Origin of the sequence: Sphingopyxis sp. (assembly GCF_025869345.1) — a bacterium.
In the GTDB taxonomy this organism is placed as follows: domain Bacteria; phylum Pseudomonadota; class Alphaproteobacteria; order Sphingomonadales; family Sphingomonadaceae; genus Sphingopyxis.
The window spans coordinates 98,637-113,944 of record NZ_JAOZVW010000152.1; the positions used below are offsets into that span (position 1 = coordinate 98,637).

Genomic DNA, 15,308 nt, shown 5'->3' on the forward strand with positions numbered 1-15,308 from the left:
GCCCCCTCCTCTTCAGAGGAGGGGCTATTTCAATACGCCACATCCACCGCAATCCGGATCGTCCGGGGGCGGAGCGGGGTGATATAGCCCGCGCCGCCCTCGACGAACGGCGTGCCGAGCGCGAAGCGATTGCCGCGCGCGTCGAATATATTGGTCAGCGTCAGCGACAGGCCGCGATGTTCGGTGCCGAGGCGCAGCGCCAGGCCGGTGTCGACATAATCCCCCTGACCCTCGCCGAGCACCGGGCCGATGCCCAACCGCGACGGCCCGATATAATTCGCCCAGCCGTTGACGCGCAGTTCGGTGTCGACCCCGATAGGCGCGACATAGGTCACCGCCCCCCGCACCGCATGGCTCGCAACATTGGGGATGCGCCCCAGCTTGGCAGGGGCGTCGGCGAAGGCGGCCATCGCCAGTGGCGACAGTTCGTCGACGCGGCTGTGGTTATAGACCGCACCGAGATCGAAGGAGAGCGCGGCGATCGGACGGAAGGCGACCGCGCCCGAAATGCTCGTGATCCGGCCATTGCCGATATTGGCGGTGGTCGGAAAGCCGTTGCCGTCGATAAAATCCGCCTGGATGTCGCGCCAGCGCGTGTGCGACACCGAAACGCTCGCATCGAACGGGGTCCGTCCCTTTTCGCCGAAGCGGATTCCGCCTTCCCAGGTCCGCACCTGATCGTTGCGGAACCGGCGCACGAAATCGCCGTCGATGGCAAGGCCGCCGGGGCGGAATCCCTCCTGATAGCGGGCATAGAGGCGCAGATTGTCGAATGGCGTCGCGAGCAGCGAGAAAGAGGGAAGGAGGTCGGTTTCGGTGCGATGCGCGGTCGTTGCGCGTCCGGCCATGGCGATGGCAAGGGGGACGCTATCGGCTTCGCCGCCGAGACGCGCATGGGAAATCCGCCCGCCCGCCGATGCGATCACATGCGGCAGCAGTTCGAGCGTCGCCTCGGCATAGCCGGTAAACTCGGTGATCTCGTTGGTCACGCCCGGCACCGCGGCGCGCCGCAGCGTGGTGCCATATTCGCGCCGCTGGCGGGTGCGGTTGTCGATGACGCTCGCGCCGATCACCCAGCCGAAACCGTCGACGAAGGGCCGCGACAACCGCGTTTCGCTGACGAACATGCGGGTGCGGTTATATTGATCGAGTATCCGGGGATCGTCGCCGGGTTTTCCGGCGTCGAACCGCTCGAACAGGCGGTGACTGACGACGGCGTTCGACGACTGGAAATGCAGGCCGTCCCAGTCCTTCTGGATGACGATCGTGCCGAGCCCGTAGCGCGTCCGGGCATTCTGCTCGACCAGCGAGCTGCGCGTCAGCGGCGGGGCGTCCTTGTCGGTATATTGCGCATCGTCGGAGGTGATCGCCTGATAGACGCCGCCGAGGTCGATCGTCCAATTGTCGCCCGCCTCGACCCGCGCGGCGGCGCGGCCGCCCCAGATATGGGTGCGATTGACGTCATTCTTTCCGAGCAACGGATTGTCGATATAGCCGCCATCGGTCAGCATATAGCCGAGCAGCCGCACCGCGCTGCCGCCTTCGCCGACGGGGATGTTGACGATCCCCGCGATATCGCCGCCGGGATCGCCGTGCTGGGTCGCCGAAACTCCCGCGATCGCCTGCAGCCGGGTCTCGCGCGGGTCGGGCGCCTTGGGGACCGAGCGGATGATCCCGCCGAGCGATCCCGCGCCATAAAGCGTCCCCTGCGGCCCCTCCAGCACCTCGACGCTGTCGATGTCGTAGAGGCGCAGGTCGGGATCGGGGGCGTTGTAGCTGAGCCGGACGTCGCCCAGATATTGCCCAACCGTTGCCTGCGTCGGGCCGGTGAAGCTCGAATCGGCGATGCCGCGAATGAACAGCTTGTTGCGCCCCGCCCCCAGATAGGTCGAGGAAATCGTCGCAACGCGCGACAGGATCGAATCGGTTCCACGCTCGCCGCCGAACGCCAGATCGTCGCCATCCAGCCGGGTGGCGACGCCTGCGAAATGCGAATAGGGAAGGTCGGTCTTGGTCGCGGTGACGATGATCGTCTCATCCGCCGACGCGACGACCGGCGCCGGTTCGCGAGCCCGCGGCTGCGGCGCGGGGCGGGGCAGCGGACGCCGCGTGACTTTCGGCGGCGGCGCGCGGCGCTCGATCCGCCAACTTGTCGCATTGACCCGCACCGCACGGGCATCAGTTCCCACGAGCATCTGCTTCAGCGCATCCTGCACGTCCATGCGCCCGCGCACCGGCTGGACGTCGGCCCGCCACAGCCGCGCATCGGCGACGCTGATGCTGACGCCGGCCTGCCGGCTGAGCTGCGGCAGCGCTGTCGACAGCGCCCCGCCCGCCACGTTGAACGCCCGCTCCTCGGCCGCCGCGACCTGCGCCGGCAGGCCGACGAGCGCGAGAGCCAGAAAGGACGTTTGCCAGCGCGCCATGACTAGCGCGTCAACACCCAGCCATCGCCGCGGCGTTCGGCGGTCGTGCCCGATAGCGCCGCGAGATCGGCGACGGTGCGCGCGCGATCCTTGTCGATGATCAGCGCGCCGCGGAAGGATTGCCCTTCGGCGCCGGGCGCGACCGCGACCTCGATCCCCGCCGTGCGCTTCAGATCCTCGGCGACGACCGCGAGCGGCGCGTCGTTGTAGACGAGCAGCCCGGTGCGCCAGCCGCCGACATTGGCAACGTCGACCGGATGGACCTGCGGCGGCTTGCTGTCGGCATCGCCGGCCTCGATCGCCTGTCCGGCGGCGACGCGGACCTTGTCGCGCTGGGGGTTGTAGAGCACCACGCCTTCGGACACCGCGACCGAGGTCCGGCGCTCGCGGCGGACGACGTTAAACGCCGTGCCGAGGTCGACGATGCGCGCGGCCCCCGCCTCGACGACGAAGGGATCGCTTTCGCGGTGGACGATATGGAACATCGCTTCGCCCGATTCCAGCCGCGCGAAGCGGGGTCGATCCTTGTCGAGTTCGACGACCGAAGCACCGTTGACCTCGATCCTCGACCCGTCGGCGAGCGTGATCGAACGAGGCTCGCCCGCCGCCGTCTCGATCCGGTTCGCGTCGCCGAACAGGCCAAGCTGCGGCAGCGCGATCACGGCGACGAGCGCGGCCGCGACCGCACCGCCCAGCCACAGGCGCCGCGACGGGCGGCGCGGCGGTTCGGGGCGGATCACCACCGACGGCGCGCGCTCGGGCGGCAGCATGTCGAGGTCGCGGTCTAGGCTGGCGAGCGCGTCATAAAGGTCGGCATGGCCGGGGTCTTCGGCCAGCCAGTCGGCGAAGCCGTCCCAATCGTCGAACGCGGGGTCGCGCTGCCGGATGATCCAGTCGCTCGCGCGGGCCTCGGCGGCGGTTTTCGCATCGTCAAACATCGAACTGCCTCCGGGTCCGGGCGATCGCGGCATAGACCTTGCGCAGATCGGCTTCGACGGTGCTCAGGCTGACGCCGATTTCGGCCGCGATCTCGCGCTGCTGGATGCCGTCGACGCGAAAGCGGCGAAAGATGCGCGCCGGCCGTTCGCCGGCCGCCGCGATCGCCTGCTCGACCAGCGCCAGTTGCTCGCGAGAGATCAGCGTAGTTTCGGCGGAAGGACCTTCGGCGATCGACGCATCGCTCCACGCCGCATCGCGCAGCGCGCTCTGCCGCGCCGAACGATAGCGGTCGAGCATCAGATTGTTCGCCGCGCGCATCGCATAGGCGAGCGGTTCGGCAACCGGCCCCATGCCGCGTTCGGTCAGCCGCATCCACAAATCCTGAAACAGATCCTCGGCCATATTGCCCGCGCCGCGCACCTCCAGAAAGCGCACGATTCGCTCGCGGTTGGCGAGCAGCACGCCTTCGATGCCCTGGACGGCGTCGGTTCGATCACTCGCATCGGTCATGGATTGCTTGCCGCGGAACGCCATAATCTGTCGGCGCGCACCCCGCCGCGCGCCTTCCGGTCCCCTGATGCTGCCGCGATATAGCGTCCTCAGCGAACCATGCAACCGCGCCGGGGTTGCGGAGCCGGGAAGGCAGGTGGCGGCGGATAATATCATCATCTCCTTTTCATCCTTTGAGCCTTGGCAAGGGGGAAGCGGGGGTAGGGAGGGGCTTCCCCCTTGCTGCGGGGCCGGCCAATGGGGGATTAAAGGCCGACCCGCAGGCTCGCACGGAACGCCCAGCCGATGTGGCTTTGCTGTTCTTCCGCAGACACTTCGCCGGCGACCTGAAAGGCCGAATTGCCGGCGATGCCGCGGAAACGGCCGACCCAGCCGCTCGTGCGATCCTCGGGAACCAGGGTGAAGGGCGTGCCGTCCTTGAACGACGCGACGGTCGCGCCCAGCGAGCCGCCGACGATCTGGCGCCGCCCGCCTTCGAGTTCGAAGCGCGTCCAGCCGTCATATTCGTCGGTGCCGCCGAATTGAAGGCCAAGCGCCACCGTGCCCGACACCGCCAGTTCGTCGCTGCTGCGGTCCTGCACGGTCAGATCGAGCGCGTCGCCGCCGCCGGATTCGGCATAACCATCCTCCTGCAGTTTGTAATAATCGATCGCAACGGTGGGGCGGATCGTCAGCCCGCCGAGGCGCGCGTCCTTGGCGATCGAGCCCGAAGCCGAATAGAGCGTCGCGTCCCATTTGCCGCGCATCGTCTTTTCGATATCTTCGGCGCCCGCATCGGCACGGAAGAAGCGCGTCCCCTTCAGGCTGATCGGCGCGCCCGATACGCGGGCGCTCGCCAGCCAGCCGTCCGATTGCAGGCGCCAGTGGAGCGCCCCTTCGAACTGGCTCGACGACACTTCATTATCGTTGCTGCTGTTGCCGTCCTTGCCGCTCAGGAAAGCGATAGAGCCGCCGAAATTGCCGACGTCGCTCTTGATCTCGGCACCCATCGACAGGCCCCAGCCGCTGACATTATAGCCCGCGGTCTGGCCGACCCCCTTCGCGGTGCCCCACACGGCCTGGTTGATCCAGTAACGCCACTTGCCTTCGTCCTGGAACGGCGCGTTCGGATCCTGCAGGTGCCGCGCCAGCGCGCGCGAGCCCGAGGTGACGGTCTCGAACACCCCGCCTTCATGCTCGGGCAGCATCTGGCGAAGCTGGTTGTGGAACTGGTCGCCGTTCGTGATGCCGAGGAACACGTCCTCGACCTTCTGGTCGGCGGTCACCGCGTCGATCACCGCGTCGAAGGCGCCCGCTTCGGAGCGGTTGAGACCCAGTTCGGTGCTGCTCTTGCGCGCCACGTTGACGATGAGCTGATTGGCGTTCGAGCTGAGCGTGCCCTTGTAGAGGAAGGGCAGCAGCGTCGATTCGGTGGTCAGATTATCGGCGCCGGTCAGCGTCCCGGCGGTCAGCACGATATGGTTGCCCTCGGCCTCCTCGAGGCTCGACAGCTTGAGCGCGAGTTTCGAGTCCGCGCCGAAACTGGCGGTGCCGCCGACGGTCAGCGCGGTGCCGGTGCTGCCGTCGTCGAGCGTCACCGCCAGGACACCCTTGTTGGTGACCGCAAGCGAAGCGATCGATGCCGCGCCGCTGACGTCGAAGGTGCCGCCATCGACCGACACCGCCAGCCCCTGCGAATTGGCGAGGCTGCCTGAAAAGCGCGACGTGCCGCCGATGGTCAGCGTGTCGCTGCCGCCGCCGAAATCGGCCGCGCCGCTGAACACCGAGGTGCCGGCGAGCGTCATCGTGTCGTTGCCGGCGCCGAAGCGCGCATTGCCCGCATAGGTGGCGTCGCCCGACAGGTTCAGGCGATTGTCGCCTGCGCCGAAATAGCTGTTCCCCTTTACCGAACCGTCGGCGATGTCGAACAGGTCGTTGCCGCCGCCGAAACGGACGTCGCCGACGATGCTCGGCGCGGCGATGCCGCTCGCGACCGCGGTCTGCTTGACCGCCGCGCCATTGCCGTTCGCCGACAGGTCGATCGCGATGTTGCGATCCGAGGTGGCGAGCGCGCCGGTGGCGCTGATCGTCCCGCTATTCTCGATCGTGTCGACGGTGCCTGACAGATCGACGATCGCGCGCGCGGTGCCGGCATCGCCCGCTGCCTTCGCGCTGATCACTCCGCTGTTGCGGATGAGAGCGACGTCGCCGCCCGCCTCGACAAGGATGCCGGTCGAGATGGCGGAGGCTTCCTTGCCGCCCGATGCCTCGACCTTGCCCGCGACGCGGATTTCGGGAGTGGTCGCACCGCTGCCGACGCGGATCGCCGTCGCCGACGCGCCGTTCGAGATCGCCGACACGCCGCCATTGATCCCGACGCCGCCGGCGATCGTCACGTTGCGACCCATGCCGCCGAGCTGGATCGCGGCCGCGTCCTTGCCCGCATAGAGGCCGTTGCCGGTGACGGTGCCGTCGATGATCAGGCCCAGGCCGGTCCCCGTGCCCGCAACCGCGCCGATCGCGATGTCCTGGCTGGCCGAACCGATGCGAAGCGCAGGCGCCGAGCCGTAGGACTGGATCGCACCCGATCCTTCCTTGGCGTCTTCGATGCCGTCCTTGTCCTCGTCCTTGTCGTCGGGCTTGGTGTCCTTCGGGGGCACCGCAACGACGATACCGCCGGTGACATTGCCCTCGATCGACAGCGCGGGGCCGCCGATCAGCAGGTCGTCGGCGTCGAGCTTCGACGGGTCGGTCGGGGCCGTGGTATAGCGATAGCCGGTCGACGTCAGCGTGCCCTGCACGACGAGCGCGCCGTTGATATTGCCCGCGAGCCGCGCCGCGGTCGCATTCTCGCCGACAGCGGTGATCGTTCCGGCCAGACGGACGTTGCCGGTGACGTCCTGCAAACCGACACCCAGCGCATTGTCGCCGAGCACCGAAATCTTGCCGTCGTTGGTGAAATTGCCGGTCAGCGGCCCGCCGAGACGGATGCCCGCCGAATCATTGCCCTCGATCGTGATCTCGCCGCTGTTGACGATAGTACCGGTGAAGGCGCCGCCGGTCGCGATGCCGGTGCGGCCGCTGCCCACCGCATAGGGTCCGTCAATGTCGCCGTCCTTGTCGATGTCGGTCGGCGCATAGCTTTCGTCGATGATGATCTTGCCGGTCGCCGAATTGGTGATCGCGCCGCTGACGCCGCCGTTCGCGAAGATGCCGGTCGCGCCGTCCGAATTGGTGATCTGGATCGTGCCGTCGTTGGTCAGCTTGTTGTTGCTGTCGATGGTGACCGCGGTGCCGCTCGCCGGCTTGACCGATCCCGCCGAGGTAATCTTCACATCGTCGGCGGCGCCCGATTTGACCGTCGAGGTGCGCACCGGCGTGGTGGTCGCGGTGCTGATGCTCGTTTCGGCATGAGCGGTGGTGGAAAGAACGGCGGCAAGGCAGGTGGAGGCCAGCAAGGTCGTGCGCATGAAATCCCTCTTTTGATGTCGACCGGGTGTTCCCGGAACCGACCTCAAGACGGAGGCATTGCGGAGCAGCCTTGGAAGAAATTTGATCGCAAGAAACGGGGCGGAGTGCCGTCGTGCCGCGGATAGGAGCCGGTATCCGCCTCGACCGAAGGACAATCATGCCGACCCGCGACATCTCCCGCAGCACAGCCGGTCTCGATAGGGAAGCGCTCGCGACCGATCTCGGGGGCAGAGGCTGGCATGTTGTACCCGGCCTGCTGTCAGCGGCCGGATGCGCCGCGCTCCGCGCCGATTATGCGGCCGACGCCCTTTATCGCAGCACGATCTCGATGCAGCGGCACGGCTTCGGCCGCGGCGAATATCGCTATTACCGCTATCCGCTTCCCGATCTAGTCGCGGCCCTTCGCACGACCTTCTATCCGCCGCTGGCGCGAATCGCGAACGATTGGGCCGCGACGCTCGGGCGCGCGGTGCTCTATCCCGCCGACCATGCCACCTTTCTCGCGCAATGCGCGCTCGCCGGCCAGTCGCGCCCGACCCCGCTGATCCTCCGCTATGGCCCCGGCGACTATAATTGCCTGCATCAGGACCTGTATGGCGAACTCCATTTCCCGTTCCAGATCGCGATCCTGCTGTCGCGGCCGGGCGAAGATTTCAGCGGCGGCGAATTCGTCCTCACCGAACAGCGCCCGCGGATGCAATCGCGCCCGCACGTCGTGCCGCTGGAGCAGGGCGATGCGGTGATCTTCGCGGTCGACGAGGCCCCGCGCCAGGGCAGCCGCGGCCCCTATCGCGTCAAGCTACGCCATGGCGTCAGCGAAATCCGCCGCGGCGAGCGTTTCACGCTGGGCGTGATCTTTCACGATGCGGGGTAGGGAGGGGGCGACGCCCAGATTACATTCGTCGATGACGAGTTTAATGGCCGTTTTCGACCGATTGCGGCCGCCCCGGCATCTCCTAACTTTGTCATCCCCGCGAAAGCGGGGACCCAGAGCGTGCGTCAGCTAACCCCACACTGGGTTCCCGCTTTCGCGGGAATGACGAAGGTAGGGAGAGGCTGCTTTCCAACCCAAAATCGCCGCTCGCGATAAAGTCGCGCATGAAAAGGAAGGTGGCGGACAGGGTGGGATTCGAACCCACGGTGAGCTTGCACCCACGGCGGTTTTCAAGACCGCTGCCTTAAACCACTCGGCCACCTGTCCGTCGCCGCCGCCATAGCGCGCGGCGCCCCCGCGGCAAGCAAAAGATCGGCGGCTCGGTTCGCCGCGCGAATGACTCGACCCGTCTCGCGGCGGATGGCGAAGCCGCGTGCATCTGGTTCAATCCGATTCTATGGGGTGGGACATGATGCACGCTAGAGGTTTCAGAATCGGTCGTCTTTCCAGCCTGCTGGGCTTCACGCTGTCGGCCTGGTCGATGGTGATGTCGGGCCCGCTCTATGCGCAGAGCGGTGGCGATGCCGGGTTCGACGCCTATGTCCAGTCGCTGTGGCCGAAGGCAGAGGCACGCGGAGTTTCGCGCACCACCTTCGACCGGGTGACGTCGGGATTGCGCTACAACTCCCGCGTCATCGCGCTCGACCGCGACAATCTCGGCGCGCCGCCGAACCCGAACACGCCGATCCCGGCTTTCGCGCCCTATCGCGTGAAGCATGTCGATGCGGCGCGGATCAACGGCGGGCGGCGCGTCCACGATCGGCTGCTGCCGCTGCTGTCGCGTATCGAGCAGCGCACCGGGGTGCCGACGAGCATCATGATCGCGATCTTCGGGCACGAGACCGCCTATGGCGCGGTAACCGGCAGTTTCGACCTGCCCGAGGCGCTGGCGACGCTCGCTTATGAAGGGCGCCGCCGCAGCCTGTTCGAGCCCGAATTTATCGCGACGCTCGAAATGGTGCAAAAGGGCGTGCCGCGCGACGTGCTCAAGGGAAGCTGGGCGGGCGCCTTCGGCTATCCGCAATTCCTCCCCTCGGTCTATCTTCAGGTTGCAGAGGACGGCGACGGGGACGGCGTCGCGCGCATCTGGTCGAGCGAGGCCGACGCGATCGAATCGATTGGCGCCTATCTGCGCCGCGCCGGCTGGCGCGCGGGGCAGCCGTGGGGCGTCGCGGTGCAGGTTCCCGCCGGATACAATCGCGCCGCGATGGCGAGCCGCCTGCAACCGACGCGCTGCCCGCGCGTCTTTGCGCGCTACAGCCGCTGGCGCTCGATGGCCGAATGGCGCGCGGACGGTTTTCAGACGCTCAGCGGCCGCTGGCCCGACGGGCAGATACAGGCAACCTTGCTCGAACCCGATGGACCGGGAAAAACCGCTTATTTGCTGACTGGCAACTATCGTGCGATATTGGACTATAATTGTTCCAACTTTTACGCATTGTCTGTGGGGTTGCTGGCGGATGAAATCGATCGTTAGGGAGGGGGCCCTGATCGCGGGGGCGGCGTTGCTGCTTGCGGGATGCGGGGCGATGGATGGCAAGCGCGAAGGCGGGCCCGCCGCGGGTCCGGCGCCCGCGCCGCTGGTCGAACGGGTCAGCGACACGCCGGTCAAGCTCGGCGATCCTTACGCCGTTGCCGGAGTCACTTACACGCCCGTCGATATCCCCGATTACGACGATGTCGGCTATGCGAGCTGGTATGGCGACGAGCTCGCCGGCAAACCGACCGCCAATGGCGAGATTTTCGACCCCGACGGGATCAGCGCCGCGCACCGGACGCTGCCGATGCCGAGCTATGTCGAGGTGACGGCGCTCGATACCGGGCGCACGATCCTTGTCCGCGTCAACGATCGCGGGCCGATGGTGGGTGACCGCCTGATCGACCTGTCGCGCGGCGCCGCCAGGCAGCTTGGCATCACCGGGGGCGCCGCCGCGGTGCGGGTGCGCCGAACCAACCCGCCGCAGGCCGAGCGCGCGCAGCTTCGCGCGGGCCGCGCAGTCCCCGAACGGATCGCGACCCCCGACTCGCTGCTCGCGATCCTGCGCAAGAAGCTCAAGGCTCAACCCGCGCCCAAGCCCGCGCCCGTCGCGGCGCAGCCCGCACCGCCAGTGGCGTCGGGCAAGGTCAAGCCCGGCGACGATCGCCTCGCGGTCCAGCCGTCGAAGCCGGCCTCGAAACCTGCTCCCGCGAAACCCGCCGCCGCTACGGGGGCCTATCAGATCCAGGTCGGCGCTTTCAGCACCGAAACGCGCGCCGCCGCCGCGGCCAGGTCGGTCGGCGGGACGGTGGCAAAGGCCGGCAAATATTGGCGCGTCCGCATGGGCCCGTTCGCCAGCGACGCCGAGGCGCGCACCGCCCTCGGCAAGGCCAGGGACAAGGGCTTCCGCGACGCGGTGGTCGTCCGCGACCGTTGACGGCCGTCATGCGCCGACCCTTTTTCATCGCCAGGGCCGCGATCGCCGGCGCCGCGGCGCTGGCACTTATCGCGGCCTTTCCGGCGGCTTCGGCAGGCGATGCGCATTCGAAATCGGCGCCCGCCAGCCGCCCGCTCTATATGACCCAGGCGCCGATCGTGATGCTCAAGGATCTCGATTCGGGTGCGATCCTCTTTTCGCGCGGCGCCGAAAAGCGCTTCCCGCCCGCCTCGATGGCGAAAGTGATGACCGCCTACATCGTGCTCGACCTGATCGAAAAGGGCGAACTGCCGCGCGACAGGGTCATCACCGTCAGCCAGGCGACGTGGAAGAAATGGAACGGCAGCAACGGCGGCTCGACGATGTTCCTGCGATCGGGCGAGAAAATCTCGGTCGATGAACTGCTCAAGGGGCTGATCACCGTATCGGCCAACGACGCCGCCGCCGCGCTGGCGGTGGGCATCGACGGCAGCGAAGAGGCTTTCGTCAAGCGGATGAATGCGATGGCGTCGAAACTTGGCATGACGTCGAGTCATTTCGGCACTCCGAACGGCTGGCCCGATGGCGGTGTCACCAAGGTCAGCGCCGCCGACCTGATCCTGCTCGCCGACCGCCTGATCCGCGAGCATCCGCGCGACTATGCGCGCTATTTCTCCCTGCCGAAGCTCCAGCACGGCACGAGCCCCGAGGGCAAGCCGATTGTCCAGCCGAACACCAACCCCATCCTCGGCCGCGTCGAGGGGGTCGACGGGCTCAAGACCGGCCATACCGCCGAAGCGGGCTATTGCTTCCTCGGCTCGGCGAAGCGCGGCGGGCGGCGGCTGATCATGGTCGTCGCCGGCATGACGAGCGACAAGGCGCGCCGCGAAGAGGCCGCGCGGTTGATGACCTGGGGCTTCGAGCAATGGGAAGGGCGCGAGCTCGTGCCCGCGGGCGCCAAGATCGGCCGCGTCGACGTGGGGCAGGGGAATGCGCCCGCCGTCCTCGCCGAAGCCGCGATCCCGGTGCGGATGACGGTGCCGCGCGGCTATGCTGGTGGCTATAGCGCGGTGATGCGCAGCCGCTCGCCCGTTCCGGCGCCGGTCGCGCGCGGGACGCGGGTCGCCGACCTGATCGTCACCCCCGATGGCCTGCCGCCGCAGGTCACGCCCTTGCTCGCCGCGAACGATGTTGGCGCAGGCGGTTTCGGGGCAAGGCTACGCACCGGATTCTACCGGCTGACCGGCTGGTGAGCGGCCGTTTCATCACGCTCGAGGGCGGCGAAGGGGTCGGCAAATCGACTCAGATTCGCGCGCTTGTCGGCGCGCTCGCCGCGCGCGGGGTCGAGGCCGTCGCGACCCGCGAGCCCGGCGGCAGCGCCGGCGCCGAGGCGATCCGCGCGCTGCTGATGGAAGGCAGCGACGACCGCTGGGACGCGCGGAGCGAGGCTTTGCTCTTCGCGGCGGCGCGCGCCGACCATGTCGCGCGCACGATCCGCCCCGCGCTGGATCGCGGCGCCTGGGTGCTCTGCGACCGCTTCGTCGACAGCTCGCGCGCCTATCAGGGCGGCGGCGGCGGCATTACCGATGCCGACCTGCTGGCGCTGCACGGCTTCGGCTCGCTCGGCCTGCTCCCCGATCGCACCTTCCTGCTCACCGTCAGCGCGCGCGAGGCCGAGCGGCGGCTCGCGCTGCGCGATGCCGCGGGCGCCGACCGCATGGGCAGCAAGCCCGCCGATTATCAGGCGCGCCTCGCCGCGCGCTTTGCCGAAATGGCGGTGGCCGAGCCCGGCCGCTGGCGCGTGATCGACGCCGACGCGCCCGCCGACGCGGTGACGGCCGCGATCCTCGCCGAACTGGAACCGTGGCTGTGACCTTGATCGGCCATAGCGACGCCGAAAAGGCCTTTCTGGAAGCGTGGCAGGGCGGGCGGCTGCACCATGCCTGGCTGCTCGCCGGACCGCAGGGGATGGGGAAGGGGGCCTTCGCCGCGCGCGTCGCGCGCTTTCTCGCCACCCACGGCCAGGCGGGCGCGGGGCAAGCGGTCACCCTCGACGATCCGGGCGACGCCGCCGCGGGGAAGCTGGTCGAGGCGGGCAATCACCCCGAGATCATCCAACTCGCGCGCCAGCCGAAGGACAAGGGCAAGGAGCTTGCGCGCAACATCACAATCGATCAGGTGCGCGGCGTCATCCGCCGGCTGCACCTGTCGCTGTCGCTCGGCGACTGGCGCGTGATCATCGTCGATGCGGTCGACGACCTCGAAACCGACGGCGCCAACGCGCTGCTCAAGACGCTCGAGGAGCCGCCCGCGCGGACGCTGTTCCTGCTCGTCAGCCACTCGCCCGGGCGTCTGTTGCCGACGATCCGCTCGCGCTGCCGAATCCTGCGTTTTCAACCAGTTGATCATGACGTCATGACGGCGTGGCTGCACGTGCTGCGCCCGATGACCGACAGGGCGGAGCTACGCGCGATCGTCGCCGCCTCGGGCGGCGTGCCCGGCAAGGCGCTCGCGCTGATCGACAGCGACGTCGCGGCGATGGAGGCAAAGCTGCTTGCGATCGCGGCCGGCGGCGACCCCGGCAATCGCCTGCGCGAGGCGCTCGCGCGCGAGGTCGGCGGGACGAGCAATCGCGCGCGGCTCGAACTGGTGATCGATATCGTTCCCGGCCTGCTCGCACGGCTGGCGCGCGAGCGCCCGGTCGCCGAGATCGCACCGGTGCTCGCCGCGTGGGACCGGGTGCAGCGCACCGTGCGCGACGCGGTCCGCGGTTCCTATGACGGGTCGATGGTCGGCTTCGAGATCGGCAATTGCCTCGCCGAACTGGCGCCCAAGGCTTGATCGTCGCCCCCGCGAAGCCGGGGGCCGTCGTCGTCCTTGCCCTTCGCCGCTGCGCAAACCGCCAACAACCGCGCGGGGCGACGGGACGCTTCCCCTCGCGCCCCGCACCCGCTAAGGCGCGCGCATGTCCGAGCCTTTCTATATCACCACCGCCATCAGCTACCCCAACGGCCGCCCGCATATCGGCCATGCCTATGAAGCCATCGCCACCGACGTGATGGCGCGGTTTCAGCGCGCGCGCGGCCGCGACGTGCGCTTGGTCACCGGCACCGACGAACATGGGCTGAAGATGTTTCAGACGGCGCGCAATCAGGGCCGCGAAACGATCGATCTTGCCGATGAAATGTCGGGATATTTCCGTGAGATGTATGCCAGACTGAATATCAGCTATGACAATTTCATGCGCACGTCCGATCCCGCGCATCACCGGGCGTCGCAGGCGATCTGGCAGGCGATGGAAGCGAATGGCGACCTTTATCTCGACCGCTACGAGGGCTGGTATTCGGTCCGCGACGAGGCTTTCTACGACGAAGACGAGCTGACCGACGGGGAAGGAGGCGTTCGCCTGTCGCCGCAGGGCACCCCCGTCGAATGGACGGTCGAGGAAAGCTGGTTCTTCCGCCTGTCGAACTATCAGGACAAGCTGCTCGCGCTCTACGCCGACCAGCCCGATTTCATCCGCCCCGAAAGCCGCCGCAACGAGGTGCTGCGCTTTGTTGAGGGCGGGCTCAAGGATCTCAGCGTCTCGCGCACCAGCTTCGACTGGGGCGTGCCGGTGCCGGGCTCACCGGGGCATGTCATGTATGTCTGGGTCGACGCGCTGACCACTTATCTTTCGGGGCTCGGCTACCCCGATCCCGATGGCGATTTCGGCAAATTCTGGCCCGCGAACATCCATATGATCGGCAAGGATATCGTGCGTTTTCATACGATTTACTGGCCGGCCTTCCTGATGAGCGCCAATCTGCCGCTGCCCAAACAGGTCTTCGGCCACGGTTTCCTGCTCAACCGCGGCGAGAAGATGTCGAAGTCGCTCGGCAATGTCGTCGATCCGATGGAACTGGCCGAGCGCTTCGGGGTCGACGCGCTGCGCTATTATCTGCTGCGCGAAGTCAGCTTCGGGCAGGACGGCAGCTATTCGGCCGAAGCGATCGTGCGCACCGCCAACGCCGACCTCGCGAACAGTTTCGGCAATCTGGCTCAGCGAAGTTTGTCGATGATTTTCAAGAATCTCGATGGCAAGCTTTCGATTGATTACACGCAGTCGCAGGAGGATGCCGACCTGCTCGCCGACCTGCTCGCGATGGCCGAAGAACGCCTGCCGCGCGAATTCGAGCAGCTCGCATTCTCGGTCGGCATCGAGGATTGGATCCGCGCCGTCTTCGCCTGCAACCAATATGTCGACGCGCAGGCGCCGTGGGCGCTGCGCAAGAGCGATCCCGAGCGGATGCGCGCGGTGCTGATGACTTTGTTCCAGGCGGTGCGCACGCTTGCGATCGCGATCCGTCCGGTGGTGCCCGCCGCCGCCGACACGCTGCTCGACCAGATGGGCATCGCCGCCGACGCACGCGATTTCGCGGCGCTTGCCGACCGGGACTGGTTCGCCCAGCTCGCCGCGAGCGGTTTCGCGCTGGGCCAGCCCGTCCCCATCTTTCCCCGCCTCGAACTGCCGGAAGGGGAAGGGGAGGCATGAAACTCCTTCGCTCCGTCATTGCGAGCGAATCGAAGAAATCCAACCTGTTGATAGACCGCACTGGATTGGTACGCTTCGCAAGCAATGAACCCGAAAAGATTGATGGTTGAGCCTTAATATCG

General features: G+C 67.5%; 11 protein-coding genes and 1 tRNA gene. 7 read left to right on the top strand and 5 right to left on the bottom strand.

What is annotated here, in order from left to right:
* Positions 1-29 precede the first annotated feature (29 nt).
* The 4 genes from OJI97_RS17360 to OJI97_RS17375 form a co-directional block, all read right to left on the bottom strand.
* On the bottom strand, positions 30-2,426 hold the full coding sequence (locus OJI97_RS17360; RefSeq protein WP_297665571.1) for a TonB-dependent receptor: 2,397 nt from the start codon (positions 2,424-2,426) through the stop codon (positions 30-32).
* A 2-nt stretch (positions 2,427-2,428) separates the two neighbouring features.
* Positions 2,429-3,364 (bottom strand): FecR family protein, encoded by a 936-nt coding sequence (locus OJI97_RS17365; protein WP_297665572.1) that lies wholly within the window; start codon positions 3,362-3,364, stop codon positions 2,429-2,431.
* A complete protein-coding gene (locus OJI97_RS17370) occupies positions 3,357-3,875 on the bottom strand; it encodes a sigma-70 family RNA polymerase sigma factor (RefSeq protein WP_297665574.1) in 519 nt (172 codons plus the stop codon). Before OJI97_RS17370 ends, OJI97_RS17365 begins: the two co-directional genes overlap by 8 nt.
* Before the next feature lie 245 nt (positions 3,876-4,120).
* Positions 4,121-7,324 (bottom strand): autotransporter domain-containing protein, encoded by a 3,204-nt coding sequence (locus OJI97_RS17375; RefSeq protein ID WP_297665576.1) that lies wholly within the window; start codon positions 7,322-7,324, stop codon positions 4,121-4,123.
* Between the two features lie 158 nt (positions 7,325-7,482).
* On the opposite strand from OJI97_RS17375, the gene OJI97_RS17380 reads away from it, so the two are divergent.
* Positions 7,483-8,199, top strand: a complete 717-nt coding sequence (locus tag OJI97_RS17380; RefSeq protein ID WP_297665578.1) for a 2OG-Fe(II) oxygenase — start codon at positions 7,483-7,485, stop codon at positions 8,197-8,199.
* A 237-nt stretch (positions 8,200-8,436) separates the two neighbouring features.
* Here the strand turns inward: OJI97_RS17380 and OJI97_RS17385 are convergent.
* A tRNA-Ser gene (locus OJI97_RS17385) sits at positions 8,437-8,526 on the bottom strand.
* A 214-nt stretch (positions 8,527-8,740) separates the two neighbouring features.
* On the opposite strand from OJI97_RS17385, the gene OJI97_RS17390 reads away from it, so the two are divergent.
* The 6 genes from OJI97_RS17390 (at position 8,741) to metG (ending at position 15,186) form a co-directional block, all read left to right on the top strand.
* Positions 8,741-9,736, top strand: coding sequence for a lytic transglycosylase domain-containing protein (locus OJI97_RS17390; protein ID WP_297665589.1), 996 nt, complete (start codon positions 8,741-8,743; stop codon positions 9,734-9,736).
* Positions 9,720-10,673, top strand: a complete 954-nt coding sequence (locus tag OJI97_RS17395; protein WP_297665580.1) for a septal ring lytic transglycosylase RlpA family protein — start codon at positions 9,720-9,722, stop codon at positions 10,671-10,673. The genes OJI97_RS17390 and OJI97_RS17395 overlap by 17 nt, the downstream gene beginning before the upstream one ends.
* An 8-nt stretch (positions 10,674-10,681) precedes the next feature.
* Positions 10,682-11,905: a D-alanyl-D-alanine carboxypeptidase family protein gene (locus OJI97_RS17400; protein ID WP_297665582.1), complete on the top strand. Its 1,224-nt coding sequence runs from the start codon at positions 10,682-10,684 to the stop codon at positions 11,903-11,905.
* Positions 11,899-12,525, top strand: a complete 627-nt coding sequence (gene tmk, locus OJI97_RS17405) for a dTMP kinase (protein ID WP_297665590.1) — start codon at positions 11,899-11,901, stop codon at positions 12,523-12,525. Before OJI97_RS17400 ends, tmk begins: the two co-directional genes overlap by 7 nt.
* Complete coding sequence (locus OJI97_RS17410) at positions 12,516-13,493, top strand: DNA polymerase III subunit delta' (RefSeq protein ID WP_297665584.1); 978 nt, start codon at positions 12,516-12,518, stop codon at positions 13,491-13,493. The genes tmk and OJI97_RS17410 overlap by 10 nt, the downstream gene beginning before the upstream one ends.
* Positions 13,494-13,617: 124 nt before the next feature.
* Positions 13,618-15,186: a methionine--tRNA ligase gene (gene metG, locus OJI97_RS17415; protein ID WP_297665585.1), complete on the top strand. Its 1,569-nt coding sequence runs from the start codon at positions 13,618-13,620 to the stop codon at positions 15,184-15,186.
* Positions 15,187-15,308: the final 122 nt, after the last annotated feature.

Coding starts and splice junctions, on each gene's coding strand:
- OJI97_RS17370 (WP_297665574.1), bottom strand. CDS start 3,875: ATGACCGATGCGAGTGATCGAACCGACGCCGTCCAGGGCATCGAAGGC.
- OJI97_RS17400 (WP_297665582.1), top strand. CDS start 10,682: ATGCGCCGACCCTTTTTCATCGCCAGGGCCGCGATCGCCGGCGCCGCG.
- OJI97_RS17380 (WP_297665578.1), top strand. CDS start 7,483: ATGCCGACCCGCGACATCTCCCGCAGCACAGCCGGTCTCGATAGGGAA.
- OJI97_RS17375 (WP_297665576.1), bottom strand. CDS start 7,324: ATGCGCACGACCTTGCTGGCCTCCACCTGCCTTGCCGCCGTTCTTTCC.
- metG (WP_297665585.1), top strand. CDS start 13,618: ATGTCCGAGCCTTTCTATATCACCACCGCCATCAGCTACCCCAACGGC.
- OJI97_RS17390 (WP_297665589.1), top strand. CDS start 8,741: ATGGTGATGTCGGGCCCGCTCTATGCGCAGAGCGGTGGCGATGCCGGG.
- OJI97_RS17365 (WP_297665572.1), bottom strand. CDS start 3,364: ATGTTTGACGATGCGAAAACCGCCGCCGAGGCCCGCGCGAGCGACTGG.
- OJI97_RS17360 (WP_297665571.1), bottom strand. CDS start 2,426: ATGGCGCGCTGGCAAACGTCCTTTCTGGCTCTCGCGCTCGTCGGCCTG.
- OJI97_RS17395 (WP_297665580.1), top strand. CDS start 9,720: ATGAAATCGATCGTTAGGGAGGGGGCCCTGATCGCGGGGGCGGCGTTG.